Origin of the sequence: Actinoplanes sp. NPDC023936, assembly GCF_040639325.1 — a bacterium.
GTDB lineage: Bacteria > Actinomycetota > Actinomycetes > Mycobacteriales > Micromonosporaceae > Actinoplanes.
Genome location: NZ_JBEZZR010000001.1, coordinates 368,701 through 394,910, shown reverse-complemented (window position 1 = coordinate 394,910; position 26,210 = coordinate 368,701). Strand labels below are relative to the sequence as shown.

At 68.9% G+C, this 26,210-nt stretch carries 17 protein-coding genes; 9 read left to right on the top strand and 8 right to left on the bottom strand.

The genetic code is table 11. The features are described from left to right. Nucleotides 1-48 precede the first annotated feature (48 nt). On the bottom strand, nt 49-900 hold the full coding sequence (locus AB0F72_RS01705; RefSeq protein WP_360423429.1) for a methyltransferase domain-containing protein: 852 nt from the start codon (nt 898-900) through the stop codon (nt 49-51). A gap of 222 nt (nt 901-1,122) precedes the next feature. Here AB0F72_RS01705 and AB0F72_RS01700 point away from each other — a divergent pair, with 222 nt between their 5' ends. Further along, entirely contained in the window at nt 1,123-2,142 is a 1,020-nt protein-coding gene (locus AB0F72_RS01700) for a Gfo/Idh/MocA family oxidoreductase (RefSeq protein ID WP_360423426.1), read from the top strand. A gap of 31 nt (nt 2,143-2,173) precedes the next feature. Here the strand turns inward: AB0F72_RS01700 and AB0F72_RS01695 are convergent, their stop codons facing one another. From AB0F72_RS01695 to AB0F72_RS01675, 5 genes are all read right to left on the bottom strand, one after another. Further along, nucleotides 2,174-3,226, bottom strand: coding sequence for an amidohydrolase family protein (locus AB0F72_RS01695; protein WP_360423423.1), 1,053 nt, complete (start codon nt 3,224-3,226; stop codon nt 2,174-2,176). Nucleotides 3,227-3,387: 161 nt separating this feature from the next. Next, nucleotides 3,388-4,614, bottom strand: a complete 1,227-nt coding sequence (gene kynU, locus AB0F72_RS01690; protein ID WP_360423420.1) for a kynureninase — start codon at nt 4,612-4,614, stop codon at nt 3,388-3,390. An 86-nt stretch (nt 4,615-4,700) separates the two neighbouring features. Beyond that, nucleotides 4,701-5,552 (bottom strand): tryptophan 2,3-dioxygenase, encoded by an 852-nt coding sequence (gene kynA, locus AB0F72_RS01685; RefSeq protein WP_360423417.1) that lies wholly within the window; start codon nt 5,550-5,552, stop codon nt 4,701-4,703. 39 nt (nt 5,553-5,591) lie between these two features. Further along, on the bottom strand, nt 5,592-5,993 hold the full coding sequence (locus tag AB0F72_RS01680; protein ID WP_360423414.1) for a YchJ family metal-binding protein: 402 nt from the start codon (nt 5,991-5,993) through the stop codon (nt 5,592-5,594). A gap of 118 nt (nt 5,994-6,111) precedes the next feature. Beyond that, nucleotides 6,112-6,669 (bottom strand): methyl-accepting chemotaxis protein, encoded by a 558-nt coding sequence (locus AB0F72_RS01675; protein WP_360423411.1) that lies wholly within the window; start codon nt 6,667-6,669, stop codon nt 6,112-6,114. A gap of 275 nt (nt 6,670-6,944) precedes the next feature. Between AB0F72_RS01675 and AB0F72_RS01670 the strand changes: the two genes are divergently transcribed. The 6 genes from AB0F72_RS01670 (at nt 6,945) to AB0F72_RS01645 (ending at nt 16,977) form a co-directional block, all read left to right on the top strand. Then, a complete protein-coding gene (locus tag AB0F72_RS01670; protein WP_360423407.1) occupies nt 6,945-8,015 on the top strand; it encodes a LacI family DNA-binding transcriptional regulator in 1,071 nt (356 codons plus the stop codon). Between the two features lie 363 nt (nt 8,016-8,378). Then, a complete protein-coding gene (locus AB0F72_RS01665) occupies nt 8,379-9,725 on the top strand; it encodes a sugar ABC transporter substrate-binding protein (RefSeq protein ID WP_360423404.1) in 1,347 nt (448 codons plus the stop codon). A 124-nt stretch (nt 9,726-9,849) separates the two neighbouring features. Next, on the top strand, nt 9,850-10,749 hold the full coding sequence (locus AB0F72_RS01660; RefSeq protein WP_360423815.1) for a sugar ABC transporter permease: 900 nt from the start codon (nt 9,850-9,852) through the stop codon (nt 10,747-10,749). Nucleotides 10,750-10,756: 7 nt separating this feature from the next. Beyond that, entirely contained in the window at nt 10,757-11,629 is an 873-nt protein-coding gene (locus AB0F72_RS01655; RefSeq protein ID WP_360423401.1) for a carbohydrate ABC transporter permease, read from the top strand. A gap of 60 nt (nt 11,630-11,689) precedes the next feature. After that, on the top strand, nt 11,690-13,417 hold the full coding sequence (locus AB0F72_RS01650) for a glycoside hydrolase family 13 protein (protein ID WP_360423398.1): 1,728 nt from the start codon (nt 11,690-11,692) through the stop codon (nt 13,415-13,417). 167 nt (nt 13,418-13,584) lie between these two features. After that, nucleotides 13,585-16,977, top strand: coding sequence for a discoidin domain-containing protein (locus AB0F72_RS01645; protein WP_360423395.1), 3,393 nt, complete (start codon nt 13,585-13,587; stop codon nt 16,975-16,977). A gap of 77 nt (nt 16,978-17,054) precedes the next feature. Here AB0F72_RS01645 and AB0F72_RS01640 read toward each other — a convergent pair whose 3' ends face one another. Continuing rightward, complete coding sequence (locus AB0F72_RS01640) at nt 17,055-19,535, bottom strand: bifunctional SulP family inorganic anion transporter/carbonic anhydrase (protein ID WP_360423393.1); 2,481 nt, start codon at nt 19,533-19,535, stop codon at nt 17,055-17,057. Between the two features lie 298 nt (nt 19,536-19,833). Further along, on the bottom strand, nt 19,834-20,934 hold the full coding sequence (locus AB0F72_RS01635) for an NAD-dependent epimerase/dehydratase family protein (RefSeq protein WP_360423390.1): 1,101 nt from the start codon (nt 20,932-20,934) through the stop codon (nt 19,834-19,836). A 250-nt stretch (nt 20,935-21,184) separates the two neighbouring features. Between AB0F72_RS01635 and AB0F72_RS01630 the strand changes: the two genes are divergently transcribed. Together AB0F72_RS01630 and AB0F72_RS01625 are read left to right on the top strand one after the other, a co-directional pair. Next, nucleotides 21,185-24,022, top strand: a complete 2,838-nt coding sequence (locus AB0F72_RS01630; protein WP_360423388.1) for a carboxylate--amine ligase/circularly permuted type 2 ATP-grasp protein — start codon at nt 21,185-21,187, stop codon at nt 24,020-24,022. Between the two features lie 141 nt (nt 24,023-24,163). Next, nucleotides 24,164-26,104: an N-acetylglutaminylglutamine amidotransferase gene (locus tag AB0F72_RS01625; RefSeq protein ID WP_360423385.1), complete on the top strand. Its 1,941-nt coding sequence runs from the start codon at nt 24,164-24,166 to the stop codon at nt 26,102-26,104. Nucleotides 26,105-26,210 lie beyond the last annotated feature (106 nt).

Sequence of the window (26,210 nt, the reverse complement as noted above, 5' to 3'; positions counted from 1 at the left end):
TCAGCTGAAAGATCCCGAACAGCTGAAAGATCCCGAACAGCTGAAGATCTATCCCGGAACCGTCCCCGCCACCACCCAGATGGTGAGGACGGCCAGGAAAGTGCCGCTCGCCCCGGCCGCGTCGACGCACGCGAGCCATTCGTCACGCAGGCCGGGCGGGGTGGCCCAGCTCTCCTCCGGCACCCGCGGGTTGACCATCGGAAGCACCACGGCGGCCGACTCCGGGCTGGTGAACAGGCACGTCACCGGCGTCGCGGTGATGCCGGTCAACCCGTTCGCCACGAGACGGCGCCGCAGCGTACGCCCCATGTCGTGCTGTTTCGGCGTGAAGTTGCCCCGGACGTGGGCCATCACCACCTCGCCCAGGCCCGACGGCATCCCGTCGAAGGCGAGCGACGACCAGTCCGTGTCGATCAAGCAGATCCGCCCCCCGGGACGGGTCACCCGGATCAGCTCGGCGATCGCCCCCTCGGCGCTGTCGACGTGCTGGAGGACCCGCTCGCACCACACGCCGTCGAAGCTGTCCGACGGCAGGTCCATGGCGCAGACGTCGCCGGTCACGTAGCGCACGTCGCTGCCGTCGTGCCGGGAGACGGCGGCAGCGGTGATCGACGCGGAGTGGTCGAGGGCGACCACCCCACCCGTCGGCTGCGTCTCGCCGGCCGGCTGGCGGGCGACCTCGCCGGCCAGTTGGCGAGCGACCTCACCCGCGCCGGAGCCCGCGTCCAGCAGCCGCTGGCCCGGCTGCGGGCACAGCGCCTCGAACGCGACACGGCGAACCCGCCGGATCTCGGGATGACGGCCCATTTCGGTCAGCGCATCGAGAACCATCGCGGACATCGAGGCCGGCAAGCCGTCGATGTCGGCGAACGGGGTCCGTTCCTTCTGAGCGGGTTCCATGGGTTCGATTGAACATCGCCGAGAAGCCCGACTGGTCGTCCTCGTCATCCATCCGACAGGGCCGGACCTGCCGTTTCACTAGATCGCCGGGTGCGGTGTGCGCCATCCGTACAGCATCGTGCCGGGGAATCCGATACATCGGAGAGTAATGGGGCGTGCATCACACGTAACGACGAAGATCATGTGCAACAGGACGGCAACGGATGTGAAAAACTTCCGGACATGATCGAGCGGGTTAAGTTCGGGCTGGTCGGCTACGGCACCGGCGGACGGGTGTTCCACGCGCCTCTGATCGCCTCGGCGCAGAACATCGACTTCGTCGGCGTGGTGACGACCTCGGAGGAGCGCCGGGCGCAGATCGCCGAGCAGCTTCCGGGCGTTTCGGCGTACGACTCCATCGCCGCGCTGGCCGCCGACGGCGTCCAGGCCGTGGCGATCTCCACCCCGGCAGCGACCCACGCCGCCCTGGCCGCCGAGGCCATCGCGGCCGGCTTGGCCGTGGTCGTCGACAAGCCGTTCGCCCTGGACGCGGCCGCGGCCCGCAAGGTCGTCACGTCCGCCGAGGAGGCGGGCGTGCTTCTCACCGTCTACCAGAACCGGCGCTGGGACTCCGACCTGCTCACCATCCGCCGCCTGATCGAGAACGGCTCGCTCGGCGAGATCCGCCGCTTCGAGTCACGAATGGAGCGCTGGGCGCCGGACCGTGAGCCGCCCGCGGCCGGTGGCGGCACCCTGCTCGACTTCGGCTCGCACCTGGTGGACCAGGCGCTGCAGCTGCACGGCCCGGCCACCCGGGTGTACGCGGAGATGCGTGGCGAGCCCCGCGACGACGACTTCTTCGTGGCGCTGCACCACGCGAGCGGCGTCGAGTCGCACCTGTGGGGCAGCTGGCGGCAGGCCGGACCGGGTCCGCGCTTCCGGGTGACCGGCACGGCCGGCACCTTCATCTCGCCGGACCTGGACTACCAGGAGACCCTGCTGAAGGACGGCAAGTCCCCGGCGAAGCTGGGCGACCGCTGGGGCGTCGAGCCGGAGCACCGCTGGGGCCACCTGTTCCGCGGCTCGACCGGTGCGCCGGTGGAGAGCGCCCGGGGCCGCTGGGACACGTTCTACCCGGCGGTCGCCGCGGCGGTCCTCGGCGAGGGCCCGCTGCCGGTCGACCCGTGGGACTCGATCCGCGCCATGGAGGTCCTCGACGCGGCCCGCCAGAGCGCCACGACCGGAACAGCCGTGACGCTCTGACCACCGGCTCCAGCGGCCCGCTGTGCGCTCTCTAACGGGGGCGCACGGAGTCGTCGAGCACTCGCGCTGTCGCCAGGGAGTCGGGGAATGCTTCCGGGTCGAGGTTCAGGCCGCCCGGCACCCAGCTCAGCTCACTGCTGCCGCTTTCGGTCACGCTGCTGCCGCTTTCGGTCACGCTGCTGCCGCTTTCGGTCATGGCGGAGAGGATCGCGTGAGGATCCAAGCCCACCTCCCGGAGGGCGCGGATCTCACGAGTGTTGACGCCGGCGGGTAGTGGGCCGTTGCCGAGGTCGGTTCCGTAACGGACGGTTCCCCCGTACCCGATGAAGCGCCGCGCGTTGGCGACGGCGATCTCGCGCGCCGGGTCGGGGTCTCCCCATCCGTGGATGTCGAGCGTGCTGATCCAGCGCATGCGTGCGGCGCAGTCCCGCACCAGAGCGTCGTCGAGCAGCTCCGACCAGGGTGTATGCGCCAGCATGTCGGCTCCGGCGGCCAGGGCGGCGGCGACCGTTCCGGGGCCTTCGGCGTGCACGACGACCTCCAGGCCGGACTCGTGCGCGGCCTCGACCAGCGCCCGCATCTCCTCCGGCGGCAGCATCGGGCCTCCGGCGTGCGCGGTCACCTTGATCAGGCCGGCGCCGGACGACGCCGCCTCGGCCACGGCCACTGCCGCGTCCGCCGGTGAGGTGATCTCCCGCCAGCTGCCGGCGGGGGCCCACGAGCGGTCGCTCGGATAGCCGCCGGGGGCGATCAAAAACGGTCCGGCATAGCGGATCCGCGGCAGCTGGGACCCCGGCTGCCGGGCCCGTGCCGCGAGATCTCGCACTTCGGTGGGTACGCCGCCCAGGTCCCAGACCGACCCGATGCCACCGGCCCGGACCGCTCCGAGATCGACCAGCGCCGAGTGCGCGTGCGCGTCGACCAGGCCGGGAAGGAGTGTTCCGGGGAAGCGGCGCGTCCCGGCCAGTGGCGCGAGCTCGGCCGGAACGGGCTTGATCACTCCGTTCTCGGCGATGCGCAGCGCGGCGCCCTTCCGCAGCCGGCCACCCCACCAGATCGAGTCGGCCACCAGCCAGCGCACCACCGGCGTCCCGTCGCCCGGCGTCCCGTCGCCCGGCGCTGAGCAGGCGCTCCGCAGAGCCGCGGCAGCGCATCCGCCACCGGAAGCCCCGCCGCAGCAGCCGCCCGCACCGGCAGCCGCGCCCCCAGCGCCAGACACAGCCGTGCCGGGAGACGGTGCGTTGCTCACTGGTGCTTCTCCAGCAGGTCGCGCAGGACCGACAACCCCTGATGCACCTCGGTGAAGCTGGTGCTCAACGGCGCCGGACCGATGCGCAGGCCATCCGGGCGGCGGTAGTCCGGGATCACCCCGCTGTCCCACAACGGTTCCAGGAACTGCTCGAACCCGGGCCGCCTCAACGTCACGTGCCCACCTCGCCGCGCCGGGTCGCGCGGGCTGACCACCTCGACGCCGTGACCGGCGAGCAGCGCGTCCGCGAGGTCCAGCACATAACCGGTGAGCAGCAGCGACTTGGCGCGGACCGCCTCGATGCCGGCCTCGGCGAGCATGTCCAGGTTCGCGTGGAGCGGGACCATCGCGAGGATCGGCGGGGTGCCGCTGAGCAGTGCCCGTACCCCCGGGGCCGGCTCGTGGCCGTGCCCCATCTCGAAGGCCGCGCGGTGTCCCATCCAGCCCGTGATCGGCTGACGCAGCTCGTCCTGCAGCTCGCGCCGCAGGTAGGCGAAGGCCGGCGCGCCGGGCCCGCCGTTCAGGTACTTGTACGTGCACCCGACCGCGAGGTCCACGCCCCACTCGTCGAGCGAGACCGGCACCGAGCCGGCCGAATGACACAGGTCCCACATGGTCAGCGCGCCGGCCTCGTGGGCGATCCGGTTGATCTCCGGAATGTCGGCGAGCCAGCCCGACCGGTAGGCGACGTGGCTGAACAGCACCAGCGCGGTTCGCTCGTCGACCACCTCGGCGACCTGCGCCGGGTGCACGCCGGTGACCGGGTCCGTGGAGATCCAGACCAGTTCGAGGCCTCGTTCGGCGGCGATGCCCTCCAGGACGTACCGGTCGGTGGGGAAGTTGTCGGTGTCGAGCACGACCCGCCTGCGACCCGGCCGGGCGTCGACGGCGGCCCGCGCCAGCTTGTAGATCAGCACCGTGGTCGAGTCGGCGATCACGGTCTGCCCGGCCGCCGCGCCGAGGGCGATCGCCCCGAGACGGTCCCCGAGAGTCAGTGGCCAATCCAGCCAGCCGTCGGTCCAGCCGCGGATGAGCCGGCCGCCCCACTGCTCCCGGATGAACTCGTCCATCAGCCGGGCGGTCGCCTCCAGGGGCCGGCCCAGCGAGTTCCCGTCCAGGTAGGAGAGCAGGTCAGAGGCGGGCGCGGTGAGGAAGCGGTCCCGGAACGACGCGAGCGGGTCGGCCGCGTCCAGGGCCGCGGCGCGGGAGAGCAGATCGCTCAACGGGGGCTCCGATCTAGCGAACAGGAGAAAGATCTAGGAAGGGACGGCGGTTCAGGAGGGACGGCGGTTCAGGACGGGACGGCGGTTCAGGACGGGACGGCGATCTCGGTACGGACGGCGTAAAGCTCAGGGAAGAATGTCAAATCGAGAGCCGCCTTCAGGAACGAGACCCCGCTCGAACCACCGGTGCCGCGTTTGAACCCGATCGTCCGTTCCACCGTCTTGAGGTGCCGGAACCGCCAGAACTGGAAGTTCTCCTCCAGGTCGACGAGCTCCTCACACGCCTCGTAGACGTCCCAGTTCTGCTCGGCCTTCTCGTAGATCTCCTGGAAGACCGGCAGGAGCGTCGGCTGGTACTCCCAGGGTTCGGTGACATCCCGCCGCAGGACCTCGCCCGGCACCGGGTGGCCGCGCCGCGCCAGGAACTGCAGGAACTCGTCGTAGACGCTGGGCGTCGCGAGCGCGTCCTCCAGCAGGGCCCGCGCCTCCGGCTGGTCGTCGAAGATCTTCAGCATCCGGCGGTCCTTGTTGCCGAGCAGGAACTCGATCGCCCGGTACTGGTACGACTGGAAGCCCGAGGAGGTGCCGAGGAAGCTGCGGAACTCGGCGTACTCGCTCGGGGTCAGGGTGGCCAGCACCGACCACTGCTCGGTGAGGGTGCGCTGGATGTGCTTGACCCGGGCCAGCCCCTTGAGCGCCGGGCGCAGTTCGTCCTTGGCCAGTTGCTGCTGCACGGCACGCAGCTCGTGGATGACCAGTTTAAGCCAGAGCTCGGACGTCTGGTGCTGGATGATGAAGAGCAGCTCGTCGTGGTGCTCCGGGACGCTGACCAGGCGCTGTGCGGTGAGAACCGCGTCCAGGCGCAGGTACTCCCCGTACGAGAGGTTGACCTTGAAGTCCTGGACGATCCCGTCCTCGAGTGGCCTCTGAGCCGGCATGGTGCTCTCCTTTCCTGCCCCATTGCAGGAGATTGTGATCTACAGAGGCAGTGGGCCCCAGTAAACCCACTGTCCCTCGGAGCGCACGAATCGGCTCTTCTCCTGCATCACACCGGGCTTGCCGCCCTCGCGGTAGTGCGCGCGGAACTCGACGGTCCCCTCCGCGTCGAACATGCCACCGCCGGACGTGCCGAGCACCTCGAGGCGTACCCATCGCAGGCCGGGATCGTCGGCGAGCTCCGCCGGATCGCTCGGGCGTGTCTCCGGGTGCCAGGTGCGGACGACGTAGTCGGTGCGGCCCAGCGCATACGCGCTGAAGCGCGAGCGCATCAGAGCTTCCGGGTCCGCCGCCGGCTTCCCGTCATGGAGAGGACCACAACAACGGGGGTACGAGGTATTGCCGCACGGACACACGGAGGGTGAGACACGCCGTTTAGCCATGCCGACAAGTCTGCCGGATCGAAGATCCAGCGGTGCCCGACCCGGTGGCCGGGGCCGGATCGAAGATTCGGCGGTGCCCGCGCCTTGTGAGCAGATGCTAGGCAGAGCTCACCGTAAATCAGCCAGCCTGTTGTTCCACCACGATCCCGCTGATCACCTTCTGGCAGCGGTCCAGTTCCTCGATCAGGCCCTGCATCTCCTCGATCGCGGAGACCGCGTTCTGGGTGTCGCTGCGGATGCCGCCGACCTGGGTGCCGATCTCGCTCGTCGCGGTGGCCGTCTCGTTCGCCAGGTCCTTGACCTCGCTCGCCACCACGGCGAAGCCCCGTCCCGACTCGCCGGCGCGCGCCGCCTCGATCGTCGCGTTCAACGCCAGCAGGTTGGTCTGCTTCGCGATCGTCGCGATCAGCTGGACCACCTTGCCGATCTCGGTGCTGCTCGCCTCGAGCCGCTGGATGACCTGGACCGCGGTCTCCGCCGCGCGCACCGCGGCCTGCGTGGCCACTGCCATGTCGTTGCTGACGTTGGCGAGCCGGTGCACGGAGTCGCGCTGCCGGTCCTGCGCGTTCGCCGACCAGTCGTCCTGAGCTGCCGAAGCGGGTGACGACCAGTCCTGCGTCCCGCCGGACGATGTGTCCCCCGTCGTCCAGGTGTCGTCCTGCTGCCAGTCGGACATGTGGTGGCGGCCCCTTTCTACCCGTCGCCTCAAAACATCCCATCCCGCCCACCCTCCGGGAGGCGTTTTGCCTGATCCAGCGCGCCGTACATCACTCCGTGCCGGAACCCGCGACGCCGGACCTCACGGTGCCGGACCCGGTGCCGGACCCGGTGTGGGCTCGGTGCCGGCTCGGCGCCGGCTCGGTGCCGGGCTTGCAAGGAGTGGCAAGTCCTCTCCGTTCGAAGCGCTTGCCGCTGTTCATTTCTTGCAAGGATCTGACGTAGGATTCCGTCGTGACCAAACGTCTCGCCGAAGTGGCGAAGAAAGCCGGCGTCAGTGAGGCGACCGTCAGCCGGGTGCTCAACGGGCGCAGCGGCGTCTCCGAGGCCACCCGCACGTCGGTGCTCACCGCACTCGACGTGCTGGGCTACGAGCGGCCCACCAAGCTCCGCGGCGAACGCGCCCGCCTCGTCGGGCTGGTGCTGCCCGAGCTGCAGAACCCGATCTTCCCGGCCCTGGCCGAGGTGGTCACCGGTTCGCTCGCGCAGCGCGGCTTCACGCCTGCCCTCTGCGCCCGCACGATCGGCGGCGTGCCCGAGTCCGACTACGTGGAGATGCTGCTGGACCACCAGGTCTCCGGCGTCATCTTCGCCGGCGGGTCGTACGCGCTGACCGACGCCTCGCACGAGCACTACCGCCGATTGACCGAGCGCGGCCTGCCGGTCGTGCTGGTGAACGCGGGCGTCGACGATCTGGGCTTCCCGCGGGTGTCGACGGACGACGCGGTCGCGGTCGAGCAGGCGTGGGGCCACCTGCGCTCGCTGGGTCACGAGCGGATCGGCATGGTCCTCGGCCCGGAAGGCCACGTCCCGTCCAGCCGCAAGCTCGCCGCCCTGATCAACGTGGCCGGAGCCAAAGCAGCCGGGATCAACGCGGCTGGGATCAACACGGCGGGGATCAACGTGGCTGGGATTGAGGTCGCGGGAGGGGAGCCGCTTCACGTCGAGCGCTCCAGCTTCTCCATGGAGGGCGCCCGGGTCGCCGCCACCAAGCTGGTCGAACGGGGTGTCACCGGCATCATCTGCGCCAGCGACGTGCTCGCCCTCGGTGCGATCCGGGCCGCCCGCCGGCTGGGCCGTGCCGTGCCGGCCGACGTGTCGGTGATCGGGTTCGACGACTCGGCGTTCATGACGTGCACCGATCCGCCGCTGACCACGGTCCGGCAGCCGATCGAGACGATGGGGCAGGCCGCCGTGGACATCCTGGTCAGCCAGATCGAGGAGGCGCGCGTGCTCAGCGACGAGTTGCTCTTCGAGCCCGAGTTGGTGGTCCGCGGCTCCACGGGACCAGCGCCCGCCCGCTGACGAAAGGTTCCTGACCAGCCACGACACGGCAACGGCCGTCGACTGCTTCCAGCGGTCGACGGCCTTTTTTCGTACCCGATCCGGCCTTTGACCTCGGGGTCGAACTCACCGAACCCCGGCAAAACGTTGCGCTGTCGAAATCTGCCGCGCCGAAGTCGTGTCTTTGCAGAGCACTATCGAAACCTTGCCGACATAAGTTGGCCTCGTTACAGTGACTCCACTCACTCCCGCGCCGGGAAAGCCAGCCACCGGAAGCACCCGGGCGCGGTGACGAAACACGCAGATCAAGCGATGGCCGTGGATAAGACCCGTTCCCGAAGGGATGGACAGATGTCCGTACCGCAATACCGGAAGCTAGGAGCTGTGGCGCTCGTGGCCGGCCTGGGGCTCAGCCTCACGGCGTGCTCCACGAAGAGCGACGACGACGGGCCGGAGGCCGCCGGCAAGGTCACCATCACGGTCGACTGTCAGCCGGTCGGCGCCCAGAAGGAGCTGCTGGCGAACTGGAACGCGGACGTCGCCGCGTTCCAGCAGGCCAACCCCGACATCGTCATCAAGAGCGTCAGCGTCGGCGAGCAGTGCAACAACCCGCCGGACTTCACGGCCCGACTGGCCGGCGGCACCATGACGGACGTCTTCTACGGGTACATGACCGACCTCCAGCAGGTGCTGGACTCCGGTCAGGCCATGGACATCACCGAGTTCGCGACCAAGGAGAGCATCCCGACCTGGGACAGCGTCGACCCGACGCTCAAGGAGGTCTTCACGGACGGCGGCAGGCTCTACGCCGTACCCGTGGACAACTATTCGATGGGCCTGCTCTACAACAAGGTCCTGTTCCAGAAGGCCGGCCTGGACGTCAACAACCCGCCGAAGACCTGGCCGGAGGTCCGCGCCGCGGCCAAGAAGATCGCCGCGCTGGGTGACGGCATCGCCGGGTACTCGGAGTACAGCGCCGGCAACACCGGCGGCTGGCACTTCACCTCGCTGCTCTACTCGCAGGGCGGCCAGGTCCTCTCCGAGGACGGCAAGAAGGCCGCGTTCAACACCGCGGAGGGCAAGCAGGTCCTGCAGAACCTCAAGGACATGCGGTACGGGGACAACAGCATGGGCAGCCGCCAGTTGCTCCAGTGGGCGGACCTGCTGACAAACGCCGCCGCCGGCAAGGTCGGCATGTTCATCGGCGCCCCGGACGCCACCCAGGCGATCGTCAGCCAGTTCCAGGGCAAGTTCGAGGACTGGGCGATGGCGCCGATGCCCGGCCAGGACGGCGCCGCGAAGGGCACCCTCGGTGGCGGCGAGGGCTACTTCTTCAAGAAGGGCCTCACCCCGGAGCAGGTCAAGGCCGGTCTGAAGTGGGTCGCCTACCAGAAGCTGACGGTTGGCAAGGGCCAGCTCGACTACGTGCGGTTCAAGCCGCAGAACTACCCGGTCGGCCTGCCGCAGCCGCTGCTCTTCGCGAACGGCACCGAGGCGCAGAAGCAGGAGTTCGAGCTCCGCAAGGCGAACGCCAACCTGGACACCGCGAACTTCGCCCTCTTCGAGGCGACCCCGGTTCCGATCAAGGGTGAGCCGCGGAACGCGCAGGCCGTCTACGCGGTGCTCGACTCCGCGATGTCCGGTGTTCTGACCGACCCGAAGGCGAACATCGACGCGCTGCTCAAGACCGCCGAGGAGAAGGTCAACCAGCTGCAGGCCGCCGGCAGCTGACCTGACGGGTGCGGGGGCTCGTTCCCCCGCACCCGTTTCGAACTGGATTTCTCGAGCTGAAGCTTTTTCGGACCAGGAGCTCCCCTTGGCGACCCTCACCGCCCCCGCGCCGCCCCGGCAGGCAGTGGCCCCGCCCGCGTCGAGGAACCGGCGCAAGATCCGGGACAACCTCACCGGACATGCGTTCCTGATCGGAGCGCTGCTCTGCTTCGCCCTCTTCATGTGGTACCCGATGATCCGCGGCGTCGTGATGAGCTTCCAGCGCACCCGCCGCGGCGAGACCAGCTGGGTGGGCTGGGACAACTACATCCGGATCATCAACGACCCGAGCTTCTGGACCGCGTGGAAGAACACCGCCTACTTCACGGTCCTGGCGCTGGTGCTCGGTTTCGTGGGGCCGTTCCTGGTGGCGATCCTGCTCAACGAGTTCCGCCACGCCAAGGGCTATCTGCGGGTGCTGGTCTACCTGCCGGTGATGCTGCCCCCGGCCTCGGCCCTCTTCCTCTTCAAGTTCTATGCGTACGATCCGAGCGAGGCGGGCCTGTTCAACGCGGTCCTCGCCGGGCTGGGCCTGCCCACGTCGGAGTGGATGCAGTCACCCACGATGACGATGCCGGCCATGGTCATCGCGTCGACCTGGATGAACATGGGCGGCGCCGTCCTGATCTATCTGGCGGCCCTGCAGAACATCCCCGGCGAGTTGTACGAGGCCGCCGAGCTGGACGGCGCCGGGATCCTGAAGCGGATCTGGCACGTCACGATCCCGCAGACCAAGCTGATCCTGGCGTTGCTCGCGATGCTCCAGATCGTCGCGACCATGCAGCTCTTCATCGAGCCGCTGATCCTGGCCAACGGCGCCGGCACCCAGGACTCGGCCACCTCGGTCGTGTACCTCATCTACCAGCACGGCTTCTTCCAGAACGACCTCAACGGGGCCGCCGCCCTCGGCGTGATCATGCTCCTGGTCCTGGCCGTCTTCTCCGCCGTGTACGTGCGGCTGAGCACCCGTTCGTCCGAGGAGTGAGGAACTCGTGACCCGCACACTGATCTCCCCGGCGCAGTTGCGGCGCGGCCGCGGCCGGGTCCTCTACTGGCTCGTCCTGTCGGTCGTCGTCCTGGTGTTCACGCTGGTCTTCATCGGGCCGCTGTACTGGATGGTCACCGGCGCGTTCAAGAGCGGCCAGGAGATCGCCCAGACCCCGCCGACGATCTGGCCGCAGGACCCGCAGACGCAGAACTACGTCGACGCGTGGACCAACCTGGCCCTCGGCAAGCTGCTGTTCAACACGTTCTACTACGCGGCCGGCGCGGTGCTGTTCCAGCTGATCCTCGACACCGCCGCGGCGTACTCGCTGTCGAAGCTGCGGCCGGTGTTCGGCAACGCGATCCTCGGCCTGATGCTGGCGACGCTGATGATCCCGGCGATGGTGCTGATCGTCCCGCAGTACGTCACGGTGATCGACCTGCCGATCCTGCACATCAGCCTGCTCGACTCGCCGTTCGCGATCTGGCTGCCGATGGTCGCGAACGCGTTCAACATCTTCCTGCTCAAGCGGTTCTTCGACTCGATCCCGGACGACCTCATGGCGGCCGCGATGGTGGACGGCGCCACACCGCTGCGCACCCTGTGGTCGATCATCCTGCCGATGTCCCGGCCGATCCTCGGCGTGGTCTCGATCTTCGCGGTGACGGCGGTCTGGAAGGACTTCCTCTGGCCGAAGCTGGTCATGCCGCACCCGGACACCCGCACGGTCAGCGTCGGCATCTACGCGTTCGCCGGCGGCACCCCGCAGAACGTGGTGATCGCCGCGTCGGTGATCGCCGCGCTCCCGACGGTGATCATCTTCCTGATCTTCCAGCGCAACATCATGTCCGGCCTGACAACGGGCAGCCTCAAGGGTTAGACCCCCGAATCCTGATTACGGCGGACAACGACGTTCGCCTGGTTGAGCATGCCGAAAAGCATGCCGAAGAGACGCAGAAAGCAGGTGCTCGTGTCCGCTAATGAGGCCCCCGGCAAGGACGCCCCCGGGTGGTGGAAGAGCGCGGTGATCTACCAGGTCTACCCGCGGAGCTTCGCCGACTCGAACGGCGACGGCCTCGGCGACATCGGTGGCGTCCGGGCCCGCCTCGGACATCTGCGCGACCTCGGGGTCGATGCGATCTGGATGAGCCCCTGGTACCCGTCGCCGATGGCGGACGCCGGATACGACGTCGCCGACTTCCGCGACATCGACCCGGTCTTCGGCACCCTGGCCGAGGCGGAGGCGCTGATCGAGGAGGCGCACGCGGCCGGCATCCGCATGATCGTCGACATCGTCCCGAACCACGTCTCCAGCGAGCATCCCTGGTTCCAGGCGGCACTGGCGTCGCCGGACGCTCCGGAGCGGGACTACTTCTGGTTCCGGCCCGCTCACGGGGACCATATGGCCGGCGGGGACAATATGGCCGGCGGGGAGAACATGCCGACGAACTGGACCGGTGAGTTCGGTGGCACCACGTGGACGCAGGTGCCTGACGGGGACTGGTACCTGCACCTCTTCACCCCGCAACAGCCGGACCTGAACTGGGAGCATCCGGTGGTCCGGGCCGAGTTCGAGAGCATCCTGCGGTTCTGGTTCGACCGGGGCGTCGACGGCATCCGGATCGACTCGGCGGCGCTGCTCTTCAAGGACCCGGCGCTGCCCGAGGTGACCGACGGCGAACCGCACCCGTTCCACGACCTGGACGCGGTGCACGACGTCTACCGGTCGTGGCGCCGGGTGGCCGACGAATATCCGGACCGCGCGCTCATCGGCGAGGTGTGGATGCCGGACGTGGAGCGGTTCACGAACTATCTGCGCCCGGACGAGCTGCACGCGGCGTTCAACTTCGACTTCCTCGGTTGTGCCTGGGATCCGGCGCTCATGCGGGCGTGCATCGACCGTACCCTCGAAGCTCACGCAGCCGTCGGCGCGCCGCCGACCTGGGTCCTCTCCAACCATGACGTCACCCGGCACGTGACCCGGTACGGCCGCGCGGACACCACGTTCAGCTTCGACAACAACCTCGACCGCACCCCGGTCGACCTGGAGCTGGGCACCCGGCGGGCCCGGGCCGCCGCGCTGCTCTCGCTGTCGCTGCCCGGGTCGGCCTACGTCTACCAGGGCGAGGAGCTGGGCCTCTGGGAGAACGAGCACATCCCTGAAGACCGCATTCAGGATCCGATGTACGCGCGACGCGGCCACACCCGAGACGGATGCCGGGTGCCGCTGCCGTGGTCGGACGACGAGCCGCCGTTCGCGTTCACCGAGGGCGGGCCCTGGCTGGCCGAACCCTCGCTGGCCGAACCCTCGCTGGCCGAACCCTGGCTCCCGCAGCCGCGCGAGTGGAAGGACCGGACCGTCCAGGCGCAGACCGGGGATCCGAACTCGATGCTGGAGCTCTACCGGCGGGCGATACGTCTGCGGCGGGCCGAGCCGGGCCTGCACACACCGGAGATGAGCTGGCTCGATCATGGCCCGGACGTGCTCGCCTACACCCGCGGGCCAGATTTCGCCTGCGTGCTCAACCTGTCCGGCACGGCCGTCCCGCTGCCGGACCACGTCTCCCCGCTGCTGCTCAGCGGGCCGCTCGAGGACGGCGGTCTCCTCCCCCCGGACACCGCCGCCTGGCTGCGCCTGCGACAACCGCGCTCGACACAGCGCGAATGACACAGCGCGAATGAAAGACCGCGGATGACACAGCGCGGCTGAGTCGTCCGGGCGTCAGAGGTTCCACCGCCGCTGACGCCCGGCGTACCACCCCCGTATCCCGATCAGAGAGGCGCTCCCCGATGTCTCGATCAAGGATGTCTCGATCAAGATCGTTCCGACTGGGCGTGCTCGCGATAGCCGCGAGCGTCGTCGCCACCCTCGGTCACGCACCGGCCGCATCGGCGGCCGGCCCCAACCTGGCAGCCGGCCCCAATCTGGCAGCTGGCAGGGCGTTCACGGCCAGCAGCCAGTCCGACGTCTACGGACCGGGCAACGCCGGCGACGGCAACGCGAACAGCTACTGGGAGAGCGCGAACAGTGCTCCTCCGAACAGTTCTTTCCCGCAATGGTTGCAAGTCGATCTAGGCGCCGCTGTCGAGGTCAACCAGGCGGTGCTGAAGCTGCCGCCGGCGACCGCCTGGGCCACCCGCACGCAGACGCTCAGCATCTCCGGCAGCACGAACGGCTCGTCGTTCAGCGCGCTGAAGGCCGGCGCCGGTTACGTCTTCAATCCCTCGTCCGCGAACACGGTGACCGTCGACCTGACGGCCACGAGTGTGCGGTATCTGCGGCTCACGTTCACGGCCAACACCGGATGGCCCGCAGGGCAGCTCTCCGAGCTGGAGGTTTACGGCCCGGGCGGCGGTGGCAACCCGGATCCCGATCCGCCGGCCGGGACGAACCTCGCGGCCAAGAAGCCGATCGAGGCGTCGTCGACAGTGCACACGTTCGTCGCGACGAACGCCAACGACGAGGACGTCAGCACGTACTGGGAGGGTGGCGCCTACCCGGCCACGCTCACCACGAAGCTGGGCGCGAACGCGGCCCTGACCTCGGTGGTCGTCAAGCTCAACCCGAGCAGCGCGTGGGGCACCCGCACCCAGACGTTCGCGATCCTGGGCCGCGAGCAGTCGTCGTCCTCTTTCACGACGGTGAAGGCGAGTGCCACGTACAGTTTCAATCCCTCGTCGGGCAACCCCTCCTCGGGTAACGCCTCCTCGGGTAACACAGTGACCGTCCCGGTCAGCGCGACCGTCGCCGACCTGCGTCTCTCGTTCACCGCGAACTCCGGCGCTCCCAGTGGGCAGGTCGCTGAGCTGCAGGCCTACGGTTCCTGGGCGCCCAACCCGGACCTGACGATCACGTCCACCGGCTTCACGCCGTCCGCGCCGGTGGAGACCGACGCGATCACGGCGTCGGCCACGGTGCGCAACGCGGGCACGGCCGCGTCCGGGGCCTCCACCGTCAACTTCTACCTGGGTACGGGCTCGGCCGCCGCTGTCCGGGCCGGCACCGTGGCAGTCCCCGCACTGGCCGCCGGAGCTTCCACGACGGTCTCGGTGAGCATCGGGGCACGCGACGCCGGCAGCTACCAGCTGTCCGCCAGGGTCGACGAGGCGAACACGGTCGTGGAGACCAACGACGCGAACAACTTGTGGACCCACCCGTCGGCTCTGGTCGTCACCCCGGTGAGCAGCTCCGACCTGGTCGCCTCGGCGGTCTCCTGGTCGCCGGCCACGCCCGCGGCCGGCAACACCGTCACGTTCTCGGTGATTCTGCGGAACCAGGGCTCGGCCGCGTCGGCCGGGGGCGCGCACAACGTCACGCTGACCGTTCTCAACGGGACGACGGTGGTCCGCACGCTCACCGGCTCGTGGAGCGGCACGCTCGCCGCCGGAGCGTCCTCGCCGGCGATCAACCTGGGCACCTGGACCACACCTGCGGGGACCGGGGCGAACGGCCGCTACACGGTCCGGACCGTGATCGCGAACGACGGCAACGAGCTGCCGGTCAAGCAGGCGAACAACACCAGTGAGAAGCCGCTCTTCGTTGGGCCCTCTCTGATCAACCGCGGGGCGAACATGCCGTTCGACTTCTACGAGGCCGAGGACGGCCAGACCGGCGGGGGCGCCACGGTGGTCGGCCCCAACCGTACCGTCGGAGATCTTGCCGGTGAGGCGTCCGGGCGCAGGGCCGTGACGCTGAACGCGACGGGCGCCTACGTCCAGTGGACCACCCGGGCCGCGACCAACACGGTCGTGGCGCGGTTCTCGATCCCGGACGGCACGAACAGCTCTATCAACGTGTACGTCAACGGGTCGCTCAACAAGACGCTGCCGCTGACCTCGCGTTTCGCCTGGCTCTACGGCAACGAGGCGAACCCGCAGAACTCCGGGACCGGGCCGCGGCACATCTACGACGAGGCGAACATCATGCTGACCGGCTCGTTCCCGGCGGGCAGCACGATCAAGCTGCAGAAGGACGCCGTCAACGGTGACATTGAGAACCGTGGCCCGATCACGGTCGACTTCATCAACACCGAGCAGGTCGCGCCGGTCGCCAACCCGGACCCGGCCCGCTACGTGGTGCCGACCGGTTTCGACCAGCAGTCGGTGCAGAACGCGCTGGACGCCGCACGGCAGGACAGCACCAAGATCGGCGTCTACCTGCCGGCCGGTGACTACCAGACGTCCAACAAGTTCCAGGTCTACGGCAAGTCCATCCGGGTGGTCGGGGCCGGTCCCTGGTACACGAGGTTCTTCACCCCGGCGGCCCAGAGCGAGACGGACGCGGGCTTCCGGGCCGACGCCACCGCCAACGGCTCGACGTTCGCGAACTTCGCGTTCTTCGGCAATTACACGATCCGCATCGACGGCCCCGGCAAGGTGTTCGACTTCGCGAACGTCGCCGACATCACGATCGACAACATCTGGGCCGAGCACGTGGTCTGCCTCTACTGGGGCGCCAACACCGACCGCATGAAGATCACGAACTCGCGGATCCGGAACACGTTCGCCGACGGCGTCAACATGACCAACGGCAGCACCGACAACCTGGTCGACAACAACGAGGCCCGGGCCACCGGCGACGACAGCTTCGCGCTGTTCTCGGCGATCGACGCGGGCGGCTCCGACGAGATCAACAACGTCTACTCGAACCTCACGTCGATCCTGACCTGGCGCGCGGCCGGCATCGCGGTCTACGGCGGCTACGCCAACACGTTCAAGAACATCTACATCGCGGACACCCTCGTCTACTCGGGCATCACGATCAGCTCGCTGGACTTCGGGTACCCGATGAACGGGTTCGGCGCCTCGCCGCCGACCGTCTTCGACAACATCTCGATCGTCCGGGCCGGCGGCCATTTCTGGGGCAATCAGGTCTTCCCGGCGATCTGGCTGTTCAGCGCGTCGAAGGTGTTCCAGGGCATCCGGGTGAGCAACGTCGACATCGTCGACCCGACGTACTCCGGGATCATGTTCCAGACCAACTACGTGGGCGGTCAGCCGCAGAACATCATCAAGGACACCGTGTTCACCAACGTCACGATCACCGGTGCTCAGCGCAGCGGTGACGCCTATGACGCCAAGTCCGGGTACGGCATCTGGGCCAACCCGATGCCGGAGGCCGGTCAGGGCCCGGCGGTGGGGTCGGCGACCTTCACCAACCTGCGGATGAGCAACAACTACCGCGACATCGAGAACCCGACCAGCACGTTCACCATCATCCGCAACTGACCCAAATGCCAGCAGGGGCCCGCGCCGAGTCGGCGCGGGCCCCTACTGCTCTCTCCGTCGATGCGTCTCGGGCCGGGTCAGGCAGCTGCCCCGGTCAGGCGGTCGTCGTCCTCACGGTTGCCGCGGGAGGCGGGTCCCTGCGGGTCGTCCGGGTTACGGGGCTTCACCGGGTTGTCCGGGCTTCCCGCGCTCTCCGGCCTTCCCGCGCTCTCCGGGTTCGCGCTCTCGGAGTTCGCGGTCTCGGAGTTCGCGGTCTCGGAGTTCGCGGTCTCGGAGTTCGCGGTATCGGAGTTCGCGGTATCGGAGTTGGCCGTCCCCGGCATAGCGCCCGGGGCCGTCACCGGGCGCGCGCCCAGGTCGGGATCCACCTCGTACATGCGGGCCTCGGCCAGGTCGAAGTACATGCCGGTGAGGCGCAGCCGTCCGGCCGCCTCGGCGGCGCGAACCGTCGGGTACGTCCGCAGGTTCGCGAGCTGCTGCACCACGTTGTCGGTACAGCAGCGCTGCTCGTCACTGGAGTCGGAGAACCGTACCCCCGAAAGCGCGAGCCAGTCCCCCAAGGCCGACCCCCTCTCGGCGGCATTCCCCATGATCGCGCGCACCGCGCCGCAGCCGGAGTGGCCGCAGACGGTGATCGTGGTGACCCCGAGGACGTCGACGGCGTACTCGATCGCCGCGCCCACGGAGGAGTCCGGGCCAGCCTGTGCTGGGCCGGCCTGTGCTGGGCCGGCCTGTGCTGGGCCGGCCTGTGCTGGGCCGGTCTGTGCTGGGCCGGCGGCGTCCGGGTCGTGGGGCGGCACGATGTTGCCCACGTTCCGCACGCAGAACAGGTCGCCCGGACCACTCGCGGTGATCAGATTGGGTACGAGACGCGAGTCGGCGCAGGTGATGAAGAGCTGCTCCGGCCGTTGCCCGTCCCGAGCCAGATCGGCGAGATGCGGGCGGACCACCGGCGCGACCGCACGCTCGAACTCCGCGATCCCGGCCGCCATGGCGTCCCGGCGCTGGTGGTCCATGCCCTGCCAGCGCGACCACGAGCCGACCACGCCCGCGCGGGTCAGCCCGGGAGTGCGCTTGCCGCCGCCCAACCGGCCGGACGTGCCCTGATGGAACCAGGAGTCGTGCACCTCCCGGATCCGCACCCGGCCACCGGCGCGTTCATAGCCCTCACGCCAGTCCCGGACGGTCTCGAAGGCGCCGTGATCCAGGTAGTCCAGGTGCAGCTCCAGGTCGACCTCGGCGCCCGGCGGCAGCGCGCCCAGCTCACGGATGAGCCGTGCGGACTCGACGAACGACAGGGTTCCGCTGATCGTTACCTGCCACTGCCCCGGTCCCTGCTGGACCTTGCGGATCTCACATCGGGTGAGCCGCCACAGGATCATCACGGCTGCCGTGATCATGCCCAGCGCGACGCCGGTCAGCAGGTCGATGAGGACCACGCCCAGCAGCGTGACCAGGTAGGTCGGCAACTCCCGGTGCCGGGCGTAGGTCCGGATCTGGGCGAGGCTGACCAGGCGCAACCCGACCACGATGAGCACCGCGGCGAGCACCGCCATCGGGATCGTCTCCAGCAGACCGGCGAAGAACAGCACGAACGCCGCGATCCAGACACCGTGCATGATGGCCGAGGCCCGGGTACGCGCGCCGGCCGCCACGTTCGTCGAACTGCGCACGATCACCCCGGTGACCGGCAGGCCGCCGAGCAGGCCGGACACCGTGTTCGCGGCGCCCTGCCCGACCAGCTCCCGGTTCAGGTTGGCCCGCGGACCGTTGTGCATGCGGTCCACGGCCACCGCCGAGAGCAGTGACTCCACGCTTGCCACCAGCGCGATAGTCACCACCGCCACGAGGATCTCGCGCAGCGGCGCGTCCGGCCAGGCCGGCCGGATCAGCCCGGCGAGCGGCTCGTCCGGCAGGTTCACCCGCTCCACGTCCGCGCCGATCGCGGCGGCCAGCGCCGTCATCGACACCACGGCCACCAGGGCGGCGGGCAGCAGGGACAACTTCACGTGCAAGAGCTTTTCGAGTTTGGGCCAGAGGACCAGGATGGCCACGGTGAACACGCCCAGCATGGCCGCCACACCATGGTGCTCGGCGATCTGGACGGGTAGCTCCCGCAGGTTCTGCCAGGCGGAGCTCTGTGGAGCGCCGCCCAGCATGACGTGGATCTGGCTGAGCGCGATCACCAGGCCGATGCCGGCGAGCATGCCGTGCACGACCGCCGGTGAGAGGGCTAGAGCGGCGCGGCCCATCCGGGACGCGCCAAGGATGATCTGGATGAGCCCGGCAACCGCGACGATCGCGGCTGTGCCTGCGAAACCGAAGTTGGCCACGGTCCCGGCCACGATCACGGTCAGGCCGGCGGCGGGGCCGCTGACCTGTAACGGAGCGCCGCCGAGGGCGCCGGCGACGATGCCGCCGACAACCGCGGCGACCAACCCCGCCAAGAGCGGGGCCCCGGATGCCGCAGCGATACCGAGCGACAGCGGGATGGCGATCAGGAACACGACGATGGACGCCGGCAAGTCCCGGCGCAAGAGTTGCGTCAAGTCGGACATTTCAGCAAAATACCGAATAATGGTTAACGGGTCATTACGCAACTGGCCCTTACCTGCAAAACACAGCAAACTGACGCCTGGCACTCAGCCAGATCCCAGCAAACTATGGATCATGAGCAGTGGAGTCCGGGCGCGTCACTCCGGAGAATCTGCGCTCCCGGGGCAGCGAGACCGGAAGTCTTCCGCCCGCATGGGCGCACAACGCGCAGAAACAAAGCTGGCCCCCGTTGACACGGGAGCCAGCATGATCAAAAGATCAGACCTATCCAAAGGTCAGACCTATCCAAAGGTCAGAAGGTCAGGCCTTCCAGACATCCTTGTTCGACTCGTACATGTCGCGAAGGATCATCGGGACGTCGTACTTGACCTTCCAGTCCGGGTAGTGCTCCTCGAACCGGGCCGTGCTGCTGATCCACCACTGGTGGTCGCCGACCCGGTTCTCCGGGACGTACTCCGTCTTCGCCTCGACACCCGCGATCGACGAGGCGATCTGGAAGGCCTCCAGAACGCTGCAGTTCGACGTGCGGCCGCCACCCATGTTGTAGACCTCGGCGACCCGCGGCGCCCGGTGGAACGCCTCGAACGCGGAGACCAGGTCACTGGAGTGGATCGCGTCGCGGACCTGCTTGCCCTTGTATCCGAAGATCCGGTACAGGCGCTGCTCCATGACACAGCGCATCACGTACGCGAGGAAGCCGTGCAGTTCCGCCGCGGAGTGACCCGGCCCGGTCAGCGTGCCGCCCCGGAACACCGCGGTGGGCATGTCGAAGTAGCGGCCGTACTCCTGGACCATCACGTCCGCGGCGACCTTCGAGGCGCCGAAGACGGAGTGCAGGCACTGATCGATCGACATGGTCTCGTCGATGCCGTCGTACCACTTGTGGTCGGCGGGCAGTTCCCAGCGGGTGTCCTGCTCGATCAGGGGCAGCGAGTTCGGCAGGTCGCCGTAGACCTTGTTGGTCGAGGTGAAGATGAACGGCGCGTCGATCGCGTGCCGGCGGGTCGCCTCCAGCATGTTGATCGTGCCGACCGCGTTGACGTCGAAGTCGGTGAACGGCTCGCGGGCGGCCCAGTCGTGGCTCGGCTGCGCGGCCGCGTGGATCACCAGGCCGATGTTCCTGCCGAGGCCGGCGAAGAGCTTGTCGAGGCCGTCCCGGTCCCGGATGTCGACGACGTGGTGCGTGTACCGGGCGCCGACCTCCTTGGTGAGCCGCTCCAGGTTCCACTTGGTGGAGCCGTCGGCGCCGAAGAAGTAGCCCCGCATGTCGTTGTCGACGCCGACCACGTCCATGCCGAGCGCCGCGAAGTGCCGGACCGCCTCGGACCCGATCAGGCCGGCCGATCCGGTGATCACAACAACACTGCCGGTCGAACCAAGACTGCCCGAACCGCTGCTCATCAGGACCTCCGTTGGATGTGGGGCGCCACCGGCCGAGGTTACACAGGGCCGGCTGCTCGCGGACGAGCCGGTCGGTGATGACGCCCAGGGTAGTGACGGGCACGGCGGCCCGGTGTGCGACGAACGCGTGACGTAGTCGGCCGTGATGCTTGACCGGCGCGCGAAACGGGCACGTCACAGATTCGCTACATCAAATGGGAAAGCTCCGGCGGATACGAACCGTTTTGCCGGAACTCATGCGGAGGCGTCGATGACGGAGTCCCTTCAGGCAGCCACCCCCCAAGCTGCTGCTGGATCCCGAGAGACCGATAAGTCCGGAAAGAACACTTTCAACTCCGAGAAGAACACCCTCACCCTCGGCGTGGAGGAGGAACTTCACGTCGTCGACCTGGGGACGCGGGAGCTCGTACCGCAAGCTCCGGAGATCCTGGATCGCCTGGACACCGCGCACTTCTCCGCCGAGCTGCACCGGTCCGTCGTGGAGACCAACACGCCGGTGAGCGACACCCTGGACGGTCTGCGGGCCGGCATCACCGAGCGCCGGCGGTCGGCGATCGCCGTGGCCGAGTCGCTCGGGCTCGGCCTGGTCGCCGCCGGGACGGTGCCGCTGGTGGACCTGGACCGGTTGCCGGTGACACCGACGAGCCGGTACCAGCGGATGCTCCACGAGTACCAGATGCTCGTCCGGGAACAGCTGATCTGCGGCACCCAGGTGCACGTCGGCGTGCCGGACCGGGACGAGGCCGTCGCGGTCGCGCAGCGCGTCGCGCCGGTGCTGCCGGTGCTGCTCGCGCTCTCGGCCAGCTCGCCCTACTGGATGGGCGAGGACTCCGGGTACGCCAGTGTCCGCTCCCTGGTGTGGATGCGCTGGCCGACCGCCGGCGACAGCGGGCCGCTGCACTCCGCGGCCGAGCATGAAGAGCTGGTCAGCGACCTGATCGCGTCCGGGACGATCAGCGACCCGAAGATGGTCTACTTCGACGTCCGGCCGTCGGCGCACGTGCCGACCGTGGAGCTGCGGGTCACCGACGCCAGCCCGGACGTGGAGACGGTCGTGCTGATCGCCGGCCTGTTCCGTGCGCTGGTGTTGCGAGCGCAGCAGCAGCACAGGGCTTATCTGAGCGGCGCTCCTTCGAATGGCGCTCCTTCCAATGGCGCTTCTTTGAACGGCGCTCCTTTGAACGGTGGGCCTCTGAACGGTGGGCCTCTGAACGGCGGGCCTCTGAACGGCGGGCCTCTGAACGGTGCTGGCGGGCCGATACCGCCCGCTCGGCCGCCGCTGCACCGGGCCGCGATGTGGCGAGCCGCCCGGTCCGGGCTGGAGGGTGACCTGCTCGATCTGCCGCGCTCCCCCGTTCCGGTGCCGGCCGGAGTGGCGGTCGAGCGCCTGATCGGCGAGCTGCGGCCGCAGCTGGAGGAACTCGGCGACTGGGAGCAGGTCTTCGACCTGTCGCTGCGGGCGCTGAGCCGGGGAAGTTCGGCCGCGCGGCAGCGTCGTGCGCTGGCCCGTCGTGGCCGGCTCGCCGACGTGGTCGACATGCTGGTCAGCGAGACCCTCGGGGATACCTCCTGGAGCAGCGGTGTTTCCCCGACCGGTACTGGGCTGACCGGTGCTGGGCTCACCGGTACTGGGCTGACCGGTACTGGGCTGACGGGTGCTGGGCTGCCCGACGCGCCTCGGCTGGAGGCGTACGGGGCAGCCGGCGACGAGGCGTTCCCGGACGGACGGGTGCAACCGGCCTACGCGGGGATCCTGCCGGTGCTCACCGCGCTCGGGGCGAGCGGGCTGCGGCAGCGGGAGGACAAGCGGGACGACGAGCAGCGGGCCCGCGGGATCACGTTCAGCGTGGCCGGCGAGGCGGCCACCCGGCTGTTCCCGTTCGACCTGGTGCCGCGAATCGTCCCGGCCGCCGACTGGGGACACCTGCGGACCGGCCTCACCCAGCGGGTGCAGGCACTCGACGCGTTCCTCACCGACGTGTACGGCGAACGACAGATCGTGAGCGACGGCGTCATCCCGGAATGGGTGGTCACCGGGTCGCCGGAACTGCGGGCGAGCGGCGCGCTGATCCGGCGCCGCGCGGTGCGGACCCAGGTGGCCGGTGTCGACCTGGTGAAGGATTCGTCGACCGGTGAGTGGCGTGTTCTCGAGGACAACCTGCGGGTGCCGTCGGGAATCGCGTACGCGATGCAGAACCGCCGTCTGACCTGGAACGTCCTGCCCGAGCTGCCCCGCCCGGCCGGCCTGGTCTCCGTCGAGGAGACGCCCCAGCTGCTGAAGCGGGCGCTGCTCGAAGCCGCCGGCCCGGCCGCCGGCGACGATCCGCGTCTCGTGGTGCTCAGCCAGGGACCCGACGACTCGGCGTGGTTCGAGCACAAGATGCTCGCCGAGGCGATGGAGGTGCCGGTGGTCCGCAGCACCGAGCTCTTCGTCGACGAGGGGCGTGTGTGGCGGCTCAAGGACGGCCACCGGCACCCGGTTGACGTGATCTACCTGCGGATGGGTGAGGACAGCCTGGTGCACTCCCCCGGCGCGGACGGGATGCCGCTCGGGCCGAGCCTGGTGTCCGCGCTGCACGCCGACACCGTCGTGCTGGCGAACGCCCTGGGCAACGGCATCGCCGACGACAAGGCGGTGTACGCGTACGTGCCCCGGATGATCGAGTACTACCTGGGCGAGAAGCCGATCCTGGCCGACGTGCGGACCTACCTCTGCGGGCTGCCCGACCAGCGGGTGGAAGTCCTGTCCCGCCTGAACGAGCTGGTCTGCAAGCCGGTCGACGGGTACGGCGGCGACCGGATCGTGATCGGCCCGCACGCCACCGCCGACGAGCTGGACGCGCTGCGCCGGCAGATCCAGACCGCGCCGCACCGGTGGGTGGCCCAGGAGCTGGTGCAGCTCTCCACGCATCCGGTCTTCGACGGCCACCGGCTCGCCCCGCGGCACGTGGACCTGCGGGCGTTCGTGTTCACCGGCAAGCACTCGACCGTCGCGCCGGCGGCACTGACCCGGGTGGCCCCGGCCGGCAGCATGATCGTCAATTCCTCGCGGGGCGGCGGTTCGAAGGACACCTGGTTGCTGGGCTGAGCAGCCGTTCATGGGGCCGGTGTCCAAGTAGAGCAGGCGTTCAACAGAGCACGGATCGAACAAGCACGTATCTAGCAAGCACGTATCTAGCAAGCACGGATCCACCAAGACAGAGCAGGTATCCAACAGGGAGGTCAATTCATGTGCGGGATCGCCGGCGAGCTGGTTTTCGGCGACCGGGCCGCGGACACTGATGCGGTCCGCCGGATGCTGCCGTGCCTCGAGTCGCGAGGCCCGGACGGCGACGGGCTGTGGGCGCGCGGGAGGGTGGCGTTCGGCCACCGGCGGTTGAAGATCATCGACTTGTCCGAGAACGGCGCGCAGCCGATGACGGACGAGCGGCTCGGGCTCACCGTGGTCTTCAACGGGTGCATCTACAACTACCGGCAACTGCGCGAAGAGCTTCAGGGGTACGGCTACACGTTCTTCTCCACGTCGGACACCGAGGTGATCCTGAAGGCGTACCACCGCTGGGGCGCCGACTGTGTCACGCACTTCCTGGGCATGTTCGCGTTCGCGATCGCCGAGCACGAGAGCGGGACCGTGACGCTCGCCCGGGACCGCCTCGGGATCAAGCCGCTCTACCTGGCCGAGACGCCGGGCTCTTTTCATTCTCCGGCGCGGCTGCGGTTCGCGTCGACGCTGCCGGCCCTGCTCGCGGCCGGCCGGTCGGCACGGGGTGGGTCGGCACGGGGTGGGTCGGCAGGGGGTGGGTCAGCAGGGGGCGGGTCGGCAGGGGGCGGGTCGGCAGGGGATCAGATCGACACCAGCATCGACAAGGTGGCGCTGCATCACTACATGACGTTCCACTCGGTGGTCCCGGCCCCGAGGACCATCATCAACGGGGTGCGCAAGCTGCCGCCGGCGACCGTGCGGGTGATCCGCTCGGACGGGACGTCCACGGAGCGGGTGTACTGGGAGGCGAGCTTCACGCGTACCCCGTCGCTCAGCACCCCATCGCTCAGCATCCCGTCGCTCAGCACCCCGTCGCTCAGCACCCCGTCGCTCAGTAAGGGCGAGTGGGCTGAGGCGGTGCGTGACAAGCTCCGGCTCGCCGTGGAACGGCGGATGGTCGCCGATGTTCCCGTCGGCGTGCTGCTCTCCGGCGGCCTGGACTCCAGCCTCATCGTGGCGCTGCTCGCCGAGCAGGGGCAGACCGGGCTGACCACGTTCAGTATCGGGTTCGAGTCGGCCGGCGGGGAGAGCGGCGACGAGTTCGAATACTCGAACCTGATCGCGGCGAAGTTCGGCACCCAGCATCACCAGATCCGGATCGGGCAGGACCGTTTCCTGCCGGCCGTGGAGCGGACCGTGGCGGCGATGAGCGAACCCATGGTCAGCCACGACTGCATCGCCTTCAACCTTCTCAGTGAGGACGTGGCGAAGCAGGTCAAGGTCGTACAATCGGGACAGGGTGCGGACGAGATCTTCGCCGGTTACAGCTGGTATCCGCCTCTCGGCGGCGTGCCCCGGGACAGGGCCGTCGAGGCGTACGCGAAGGAGTTCTTCGACCGTCCCCACAGCGCGCTGGCAGGCCAGCTCAACCCCGAGTGGCTGGCCGAGAACGATCCCTCGCTGGCGTTCGTGCGGGCGAGCTTCGGGCGTCCGGGGGCGACCACGGCCGTCGATGCGGCACTGCGTCTCGACTCACAGGTGATGCTCGTCGACGACCCGGTCAAACGGGTGGACAACATGACTATGGCGTGGGGCCTGGAAGCGCGCGTACCGTTCCTGGATCACGAGTTGGTGGAACTCGCGGCGGCCTGCCCGCCCGAGCTGAAATTGGCGCAGGACGGCAAGGGGGTGCTCAAGGACGCGGCCCGCGGCCTCGTTCCCGACGAGGTCATCGACCGGCCGAAGGGCTACTTCCCGGTCCCCGGCATCCGGCATCTGGAAGGACCCATGCTGGAGAAGGTGCGCGACGCGCTGCACGCGCCGGCCGCGCGGGACCGGGCACTGTTCCGGAGCGAGTACGTGGACGCGCTGCTCGCGGACCCGAACACTCCGCGCACGACGCTCGGGGCGAACCAGTTGTGGCAGCTCGCGCTGCTGGAGATGTGGTTGCAGGAAAACGGGATTTAGGAGATTTCTTAGTGGGTGGTCAGCTCCGCCGTGCCGACGTGACCGTGCTGCCGGAAGGGTGGAGCGGGTCTTCCGGGTCCGGCCCTTCCTGGGACGTCTCGCCAGC

What these genes read in the sequence shown, in the direction of transcription:
- AB0F72_RS01705 (WP_360423429.1), bottom strand. Translation starts at nt 900, where the DNA reads ATGGAACCCGCTCAGAAGGAACGGACCCCGTTCGCCGACATCGACGGC.
- AB0F72_RS01700 (WP_360423426.1), top strand. Translation starts at nt 1,123, where the DNA reads ATGATCGAGCGGGTTAAGTTCGGGCTGGTCGGCTACGGCACCGGCGGA.
- kynA (WP_360423417.1), bottom strand. Translation starts at nt 5,552, where the DNA reads ATGCCGGCTCAGAGGCCACTCGAGGACGGGATCGTCCAGGACTTCAAG.
- AB0F72_RS01680 (WP_360423414.1), bottom strand. Translation starts at nt 5,993, where the DNA reads ATGGCTAAACGGCGTGTCTCACCCTCCGTGTGTCCGTGCGGCAATACC.
- AB0F72_RS01675 (WP_360423411.1), bottom strand. Translation starts at nt 6,669, where the DNA reads ATGTCCGACTGGCAGCAGGACGACACCTGGACGACGGGGGACACATCG.
- AB0F72_RS01650 (WP_360423398.1), top strand. Translation starts at nt 11,690, where the DNA reads ATGCCGAAGAGACGCAGAAAGCAGGTGCTCGTGTCCGCTAATGAGGCC.
- AB0F72_RS01640 (WP_360423393.1), bottom strand. Translation starts at nt 19,535, where the DNA reads ATGTCCGACTTGACGCAACTCTTGCGCCGGGACTTGCCGGCGTCCATC.
- AB0F72_RS01635 (WP_360423390.1), bottom strand. Translation starts at nt 20,934, where the DNA reads ATGAGCAGCGGTTCGGGCAGTCTTGGTTCGACCGGCAGTGTTGTTGTG.
- AB0F72_RS01630 (WP_360423388.1), top strand. Translation starts at nt 21,185, where the DNA reads ATGACGGAGTCCCTTCAGGCAGCCACCCCCCAAGCTGCTGCTGGATCC.
- AB0F72_RS01625 (WP_360423385.1), top strand. Translation starts at nt 24,164, where the DNA reads ATGTGCGGGATCGCCGGCGAGCTGGTTTTCGGCGACCGGGCCGCGGAC.